This window comes from Streptomyces sp. NPDC053755 (genome assembly GCF_040677675.1).
In the GTDB taxonomy this organism is placed as follows: domain Bacteria; phylum Actinomycetota; class Actinomycetes; order Streptomycetales; family Streptomycetaceae; genus Streptomyces.
In genome coordinates, this window is record NZ_JBFASK010000072.1 from 1 (window position 1) to 7,684 (window position 7,684).

At 71.7% G+C, this 7,684-nt stretch carries 10 protein-coding genes; 1 reads left to right on the plus strand and 9 read right to left on the minus strand.

The window, feature by feature from the left end:
• Positions 1 to 1,776: VCBS repeat-containing protein (locus AB0K65_RS32110; protein ID WP_365722792.1), on the plus strand; the 1,776-nt coding region annotated here is incomplete at its 5' end.
• 153 nt (positions 1,777 to 1,929) lie between these two features.
• On the opposite strand, the gene AB0K65_RS32115 is transcribed toward AB0K65_RS32110, so the two are convergent.
• The 9 genes from AB0K65_RS32115 to AB0K65_RS32155 form a co-directional block, all read right to left on the minus strand.
• Positions 1,930 to 3,543: a phospholipase D-like domain-containing protein gene (locus AB0K65_RS32115; RefSeq protein ID WP_365722794.1), complete on the minus strand. Its 1,614-nt coding sequence runs from the start codon at positions 3,541 to 3,543 to the stop codon at positions 1,930 to 1,932.
• 109 nt (positions 3,544 to 3,652) lie between these two features.
• Complete coding sequence (locus AB0K65_RS32120; protein WP_365722796.1) at positions 3,653 to 3,808, minus strand: DUF6131 family protein; 156 nt, start codon at positions 3,806 to 3,808, stop codon at positions 3,653 to 3,655.
• 178 nt (positions 3,809 to 3,986) lie between these two features.
• On the minus strand, positions 3,987 to 4,160 hold the full coding sequence (locus AB0K65_RS32125) for a hypothetical protein (RefSeq protein ID WP_365722798.1): 174 nt from the start codon (positions 4,158 to 4,160) through the stop codon (positions 3,987 to 3,989).
• 62 nt (positions 4,161 to 4,222) lie between these two features.
• Positions 4,223 to 4,837 carry an NAD(P)H-dependent oxidoreductase gene (locus tag AB0K65_RS32130; RefSeq protein WP_365722800.1) on the minus strand — a complete coding sequence of 205 codons (615 nt, stop codon included), beginning with the start codon at positions 4,835 to 4,837 and terminating at the stop codon, positions 4,223 to 4,225.
• A gap of 207 nt (positions 4,838 to 5,044) precedes the next feature.
• Positions 5,045 to 5,458, minus strand: a complete 414-nt coding sequence (locus AB0K65_RS32135) for a hypothetical protein (RefSeq protein WP_365722802.1) — start codon at positions 5,456 to 5,458, stop codon at positions 5,045 to 5,047.
• 80 nt (positions 5,459 to 5,538) lie between these two features.
• Positions 5,539 to 5,829: a gas vesicle protein K gene (locus AB0K65_RS32140; protein ID WP_365722804.1), complete on the minus strand. Its 291-nt coding sequence runs from the start codon at positions 5,827 to 5,829 to the stop codon at positions 5,539 to 5,541.
• A complete protein-coding gene (locus AB0K65_RS32145; protein ID WP_365722806.1) occupies positions 5,826 to 6,101 on the minus strand; it encodes a gas vesicle protein in 276 nt (91 codons plus the stop codon). The genes AB0K65_RS32140 and AB0K65_RS32145 overlap by 4 nt, the downstream gene beginning before the upstream one ends.
• Complete coding sequence (locus tag AB0K65_RS32150) at positions 6,098 to 7,096, minus strand: GvpL/GvpF family gas vesicle protein (protein ID WP_365722808.1); 999 nt, start codon at positions 7,094 to 7,096, stop codon at positions 6,098 to 6,100. The genes AB0K65_RS32145 and AB0K65_RS32150 overlap by 4 nt, the downstream gene beginning before the upstream one ends.
• Positions 7,093 to 7,536 carry a gas vesicle protein gene (locus tag AB0K65_RS32155; RefSeq protein ID WP_365722810.1) on the minus strand — a complete coding sequence of 148 codons (444 nt, stop codon included), beginning with the start codon at positions 7,534 to 7,536 and terminating at the stop codon, positions 7,093 to 7,095. The genes AB0K65_RS32150 and AB0K65_RS32155 overlap by 4 nt, the downstream gene beginning before the upstream one ends.
• Between the last annotated feature and the right edge of the window lie 148 nt (positions 7,537 to 7,684).

The window sequence follows — 7,684 nt, forward strand, 5'->3', positions numbered from 1 at the left end:
ACCCACCTGCAGTCGAAGTCCTTCGCCCACGGCTGGTCCACCTCCTGCCCCGACGCGTACGAGGCGTTCGACAACGCCAACGTGAAGGCGGCCGCGCAGACGGCGGCGAACAACGGCTGGTCGAACATCACCCTCGGCATGCGCGCCACCAGCGAGACCGACACGCAGACCTGGCGCAAGTTCCGCGCCACCTCCGCCACGCTCGAGGTCGACTACAACCGTCCGCCGAGCGAGCCCACCGCCGGGACGAGCACCCCCGGTGGTGCCTGCGTGCCCGGTCCGGGTGGCGGCGTCACGATCGGCAAGACCAACATCACCCTGTCGGCCAACGCCAAGGACGGCGACGGCAACCTGTCGAAGATTCGCTTCCGCTTCCTCAAGACCGGCGGCACCCCGACCGAGTACCCGGTCACACCCAACTCCAGCGGTACGGCGACGGTGACGATCCCCGTCACGTTCCCGCTGGAAGACAAGACCATGTACTCGTGGGACGTGCGGGCCGAGGACTCGGCCGGCGCCGTCTCCTCCTTCTTCCCCCCGAACACCACCGAACCGTGCCGCCTCACGATCGACGGCTCGGCGCCGCCGCAGCCCTCCGTCACCAGCACCCTGTTCACCAAGGCCACGAGCGACGGTGCGACCTGGGCGAAGGTGAAGTTCGGCCAGACCGGTGACATCACGTTCAACTCGCCGGGCGCCGCGAAGTTCCGCTACGGCTTCGAGGGCGTGGCGTACACCGACGTGACCGCCACCAACGGCACGTTCACCAAGAACGACCTCGCGCCGCCGCACGCGGGCCCCAACTGGCTGCACGTCTTCGCCCTGGACTCCACGGGCAACGTCAGCGCGCGCACCGACTACAACTTCTACGTCCCGCCGCGTGACGCGGCCGACGGCCCGGGTGACGTCGGCGGTGATGGCATCGCCGACCTGATGCTCATCGACGCCAACGGCAACCTCTTCTCCTACCCCGGCAGCCCGGGCGGCGAGCTGTACGCCGGCCTGGCCGGCTCGTACACCTCCGACAACAAACTGCACCCGACGGGCCACTGGTACGACGCCGCCACGGGTCAGGCGGCGATGATCAGCAAGTTCAACGACGTCTACCCCGGTGACGGGACGACCGACCTGTTCGCCCGTACCCCGGACGGCCGGTTCTGGCTCTACCCCGGCGACGGCTACGGCACGTTCAACGTCGACGACCGTCTCGAGATCAAGCTGCCGTCGAACGCGCCGGCCCCGTCCACCTGGATCCAGTTCAAGGCCGTCGGCGACATCACCGGTGACAAGCTTCCCGACGTGGTCCTGCGTGCCGGAACGGCGTTCTGGACCCTGTCCGGCTACACCGGCGCCACGTTCCAGACCGCCACGCTGATGAACGCCGACGTCTGGGCCCGCCGCGAGATCGTGAACGTCGCGGACATCGACCTCGACAGCACACCCGACCTGCTGTGGCGCAGCCTCGACTCCGGCACCATCTACATCCGGCACGGCCTGCCCGGACCGGTCGCCGGCAGCGTCGACATCAACTCCCTCAAGGTGGCAGCCAACGCTCGTGGCGGCGTCGACACCTCCTACGGAACGAACTGGACCGAAGCCCACATCTCGGCGATCGTCGGCATCCCCGACGTGAACGGAGACCGGATCCCGGACATGTGGGTCCGCTTCAAGGACGACGGCCAGATGCGCATCTACTACCCGTCGACCACCAACACCAACGGGGCCGTCAAGGTCGTCCTCTCGGCCAACTGGGCCGGTGTGAAGGCCTTCGGCTGACGCCCCTGGTACCACCCTGTCCGCCTCCCGGGAGCCCCGGACGCCTCGACGGCGTCCGGGGCTCCCGGCTCGTGTGGCCCGCGCGTTCGATCTGCGGCCCGCCCGTACGGCCCGTCCCGGTGGGCCCTTACGGCCCGGCGTACGCGCGCCCGTTCAGAACGCGTTGCGGCGCCGCAGGCGCCAGGGGCGGCCGTCCGGGTCGACCAGGGCGTGGTGCAGGGGTGTCGTGAGCGCCCTGCGGACCGCGGGCAGCTCCGGCGGGACGTAGCGGCGCAGGCGGCCCGGCGGTCGCGGCCCGTGGCGGCCGCCCTCGTGCCAGGCGTCCAGGGCGGCGGCGGTCTCCTCGAAGGCGTGGAAGGCGGCCGTGGGGTCGCACAGGGCGTCCGGTTCGCCGGATCCGGCGGTCTCGGCGTCCAGGTGTTCGCGCATGAGCTCCAGGCGCAGGTCCCGGGCGAACGTACGGGCTCCGTCGCCGAGTCCGCCCGGGTCGCGCGGTTCTCGCGGGTCCGTGTCGCGGTCGAGTACGGCGCAGCTGAGTTCGGAGTCGTGCGTCCACGACCGGAGGTTGATGTTGTCGGAGCCGATGGAGGCCCAGACGTCGTCGATCACGCACACCTTGGCGTGGACGTAGACGGGTGTGCCGGCGTGGTTCTCCAGGCCGTAGACCGCGACGCGGTCGCCTCCGGCCCGGCGCAGCTCGTCGAGGGCGGTGATCCGCCCGATGAGGTTCATGGGCAGCGTGAGGCGGCCGTCCTGGTCCGGCAGGGAGGGGATGACGCCGATCAGGCGCAGCCCCGGGTGCTCGCGGAGTGCCTCGGCGAAGCTCGCCACCACCCGCGGGGACCAGAGGTACTGGTCCTCGAGGTAGATGAGGGTCCGGGCCCGTCGCAGGGCCTTGAGGTAGGCGCGGGCGATGCTGCGCTCGCCGTCGGGGGCGAAGGGGTAGCCGCGCAGCAGGCGGTTGGGGTAGGTCCGCAGCACCTGCACGCTGTGCGTACCGCGGGGTTCCGGGTCGGCCGTCTGCGGGGGCAGCGGGTCGGCGCTGGTGTCCTCGTGGTGCAGCAGCTCCCGCAGTCGGGTGAGCGGACTGCGGCTGAGCGGGGAGGGGTCCTCCCATCGTTCGCGGAAGACGGCCTCGATGTCGCCGACGGCCGGTCCGCGCAGGGCGAGCTGGACGTCGTGCCACGGCGGACGCGGGCCGTAGGCGGAGGCCAGGGGCAGCGCCTGCGGGTCGCCGTGGTGGGCGGCGTCGTCGTTGCGGCTGTGACACAGGTCGATGCCCCCGATGTACGCGACGTCCCGTTCGGGGCGCCCGGGGTGGCGCAGCACGACCATCTTCTGGTGGTGCGAGCCGCCGGGCCGTACGCGCATGTCGAGGAGGCACTCGCCGCCGCCTTCCTCGATCTCCTCGCCGAGGTGACGGTTCTCCTCCTCGCTGAACCGGAAGTTGTCCAGGTGGGAGCGCCACAGAAGGCCTTTGACGACGACCCCTCGGGAGGCGGCCTCGGCGAGGACCCTGCCGATCTCGGTGCCGGGGCCGTCGAGCCGCTCGTCGGGGTCGCCGCGCCAGTCGGTGAACAGCAGCAGGTCCCCCGCGCGCATGGCGCGGATCGCGTCGAGCAGCTCCGCGAAGTAGGCGGCGCCGTGGACGACGGGCCGCGCCTCGTTCCCCTCGGACCAGGTCCCCCCTCCGGGGCGGCGCCGGTCGAGACGTGTCGCGGTGTTGCCGCGTTCGCCGGGGACGAGAAGCCATGCGTCGTGTGTCACGGCGTCGGCCCTCCGGCCGGGCGTCGCGTCCCGCTCGGTCCCCCGGAACGCCGTACGCACGGGATTCCTCCCGCTCGTGCGGCGTTCCGGCGCGGCCCGCTCATGCGCGTCACCAGTAGTGCGACCTGCCTCCCACCGCGTGCCCCGCGGCGCCGGCCACCCACAGCACGAGCCCGATCACGGCGAGGATCAGACCGATGGTCCACAGAATGGATATTCCGGTGATGAACCCGATGATCAGCAGGATCACTCCGAGAATGATCACGACGACCTCCCAGCATCTCAAAGGATGACTCCGCCGAGAAGAACGGAGTGAAAAGGCATGATGCGAGTACCACTGATGGAGCCGTCTCATTCATGGTGCGGGCAGAAATTATGGGAGCGCCGCGTGTCGCTTTCCGGCGGTGATCATGCGGTCACCGCCGATGACGCCCGGTCCCGCCTCAGTCGTCGTCCCTTACCGGCGCCGCGTCGTCGTCGCCGCGCCGGTCGGCGGCGGTCCCGCCGTCGACGACCGCGTCGTCGGCCTCGCGCCGGGACTCCTCGTCTCCGCTCTCCCCCACCGCTTCCGACGGAGTGGTCCGCGGGCGGTGCTCTCCGCGCTTTTCCTCGGTCATGATCGTGCTCCTTCGCTTGGCTTCACTGGGACGGCGTCCGGTAGGACGGGTGCGTGCGCCGGTCAGGACGGCGGGTAGGGGGCCGACTTCAGGCGCCGGGCGAGGTGCGCCGTGTTGGCGGCGAGCGTCGCGGTCGTGCCGGCCGTGGCCTTGGGGATCTCGTCCAGGTCCTGGTAGTCGGTCCCCTGCATCGCTTCCCCGACCCAGTAGGTCACCGCGTTGGGGGCGAGGGTGAAGCCGACGTCGTTGAGACCCTGGAAGAGGTCGGCGCTGACCTTGTGCGCGCCGTCCTCGTTGCCGACGACGCAGACGGCCGCGACCTTCCCGTAGGTCAGCGTGCGCCCCTCCTCGTCCGTCTCGGAGAGCTCGGCGTTCAGCCGTTCCATGACGCGCTGGGCGATGCTGGAGGGATGCCCGAGCCAGATCGGGGTCGACAGGACCAGGATGTCCGCCGCGAGGACGGTGTCCCGGATCTCGGGCCAGTCGTCGCCGGCGCCCATGTCGGTCTCCACCCCGGGCAGGACGTTGCGGTCGGCGATGCGGATCGTCTTGCCCGTGACACCGTGGTCGCCGAGGGCGGCCATGGTCTGCTCGGCCAGCAGCTGCGAGCTGGAGGGAGCGGGCGACGGCGTGAGGCTGCAGACGAGTGCGACGGCGCGCAGTGGTGTGGTGTCCATGAGTCCCCCGCTACCCGGCGAGAGGTCCGCTATGTCAGCTGGAGCGGCATATTGCGTCATCCGAGCCACGGCGCCCCGACCGGTCCGCGCCACGGAGTCGGGCCGGTCCCCGGTCGCCGGACCCGGACCCCCGCACGCCGATCCGCCCGGCCCCCTCGCGGGGAGGGGGCCGGGCGGATCGGGCGGTGGGCGGGCCTGAGGGGTGTCTCAGATGCGGCCGCGAGCGAGCCGCGTCAGCGGCCCGACCGGGGGCTTGGCCGTGGAGCGGCCGATGGCGAAGGCGGCGCCGGCGACTCCGGCGACGCCCGCCGCCGCTCCGGCCGCGATCGCCTTCCGCTGCTTGACGACCGTCCATGCCGTGGTGGCCACGGTCGCCGCCTTGGCGGCGTTGGCGGTGACGGCCTGCTGCCCGCTCTGGAGGCCGTTCGCCGCGGCGCGGCCGACGCGCTTGGTGGCGTCGCCCGCCGACCGCACGGTCGACGACGTGGACTTCTCGGCGTCGCGCGCCGCCGACTGAGCCTTGGCGGCCGCGCCGGAGGCCTTCGTCTCGGTCCGCTTGGCCGCCGTCTTCTTGGCCTGCGTGGTGGTGGAATTCCTGGCGTTGTCGCTTTCAGCAGTCATGACATTCCTCCTTGCCGTTCAACCGCAAATGAAACGGTGAGTGTCGGTACGGGATCGGAAAGGGCCGCAAACGGTGAAGGTCAGTTCCCCTCACGGGGAAGCAGAGACCCCAACGGCCCCAGATCCAGATTGAGATCGTCCATCGAGAGGCCGTACCTCTCGCACAGCTCCTCCATGCGTTCATGAAGGATCATCAGGGTCATTCCGATGCGTTCTTCCTGGTCCTCGCTGAGGTCGCCCTGGTCGACCCGGTGGACGGCGGTCCGTTCCATCAGCTGGCGCAGCAACTCCACGATGGTGAGGACGAGTTTCATCAGGTCCCGTTCGACCGTGTCCGGGTCGGTGGCCAGCCTGCGGGCTGTCTCGTTCACTGCGAGGACCTCCTTCCGTAGAGCTCCGGGGCCGGCTCCTCACCGGTGATCGAGCGGATGACCGCCCGGAGGTTGATGTGGACCAGGTCGACGTCGGCGATCGACAGGACGAGGTCCCCGGTCAGCACCGCTCCCCCGGTCAGGAGCCGGTCCAGCAGGTCGATGAGGGCGACCGGCGGCCCGGCGAGGGGTTCGGTGTCCAGGAGGTTCCCTCCCGAGTGGACCCGGCCGACCTCGTGGAAGCGGTCCTCCGTGAACGGCGGTGTGCTCATCGCGGCGCGCCCTCGTCCCCGTACGCGTCCGCGCCCGCCGTGCCGTCGGAGCCCGCGTCCCCGCCCACGCCGTCGGGGGTGGCGAACGAGTACGGGGCCCAGGGGCCGGTCACCTCCACGTGGACGCCCGCCGTACGCCCGTCCAGGGCTCCGACGTACTCCTGGAACCGGCTCACGCTCTCCGCCGGCACCAGGTACGCCTCGTTGGAGAGGTTCTCCCCGCGGTGCCCGGACAGCTCTCCCTGCTGGGGGCGGTGGACCGCCCTGGCACGGGCGAGCCCTTCCGCCACGCGCGCCGCCTCGGCGGCGACGTCCCCGGCGGCGCGGTACAGGTCCTGGGTCGTGCGCCGGCGTGCCCGGCGCTGTGCGAGATACGCACGCCCCGGGCCGGATCCGCCGCCGGACGCGGCGGGTGCGGGCGGGTCCACGGGCGGCGGTACGGCTCCCGGGTCGGCGTAGACCTTCACGCCCAGCTCGACGTGACCGTCCAGGCCGGCCAGGAGCTCTCCGAAACGCCGGTGCTGGTCGGTCAGCATGGCGAGGACGCGGGCCTCGTCGCGGTAGACGGTCGCCAGCCGCAGGGGAAGGACGACCGTCTCGGCGAACGCGGCGACGACCACGGCGTGATGCGCCCGGGCGATCGCCTCCAGCCTGGCGAGGTCCTCCAGCTGGGCCCGCAGGGCCTGTTCGCCGAACACGTCGGCCGGTACGGCCGAGACGAGCGCGGCGAGCCCTTCGGCGCCGACGATCCGCAGGGCGTGCCCGTCGACGCCGGTCAGGGCGGCGGCGGTACGGCGCAGCGCCGCGTCGTCGCGCCCGACGGCGTAGACGTATGTCAGCTCCGGGCCGGCGCCGGAGGGGGCCGTCGTCTCCGCGGACCGGGCGCGCGGGGCCTCCCCCGCCTGTCCTCGCGTGGCCGGTTCTCGCGTCATCTCGTCGCGCGTGGCCTGCTCCCGCGTGATCTCGTCGCGCGAAGTCTGCTCTCGCGTGGTCACCGCGGCCCCTCCTCTCTCGTGTGCGACCGCCCGCCGTCCGCCGGTTCCCGCGTGTCCACGGCCGGTTCGACGGCCGCGCGCAGCCGGGCGAGTTCCGCGCGCAGGCGCTCGTTCTCCTCGGCCAGGGGGTCGCTGCCGCCGACGGCCTGGCGGGCCGCGCCGCCCGCTTCGTGGCTGCTCTCGACGGACCGCGGCGGACGGGCCCGCGAGGAGAGGGAGGGGTCGTGCTCCCACCAGTCGATGCCCATCTCCTTCGCCTTGTCGACCGAGGCGACCAGCAGCCGCAGCTTGATCGTCAGAAGCTCGATGTCGAGGAGGTTGATCTGGATGTCGCCGGCGATGACGATGCCCTTGTCGAGCACCCGCTCCAGGATGTCCGCGAGGTTCGCGGAGGAGCCCTGTGGGCCGTGGACCGGTGAGGTGCGCGGTGGGGCCGCCATACGGCCTGCGAGTGAATCGGACACGGTTCGCCCCTGTCGTCGTGGTGCTCGTGCTCTCGGTCAGCTGTGGCGACGGGACGGCCCGCCCGGCGGGGCGGCCGCCAGCGCGCTGTCGGCGTTGCAGGACAGGCCGATGGTCAGCGCGCCC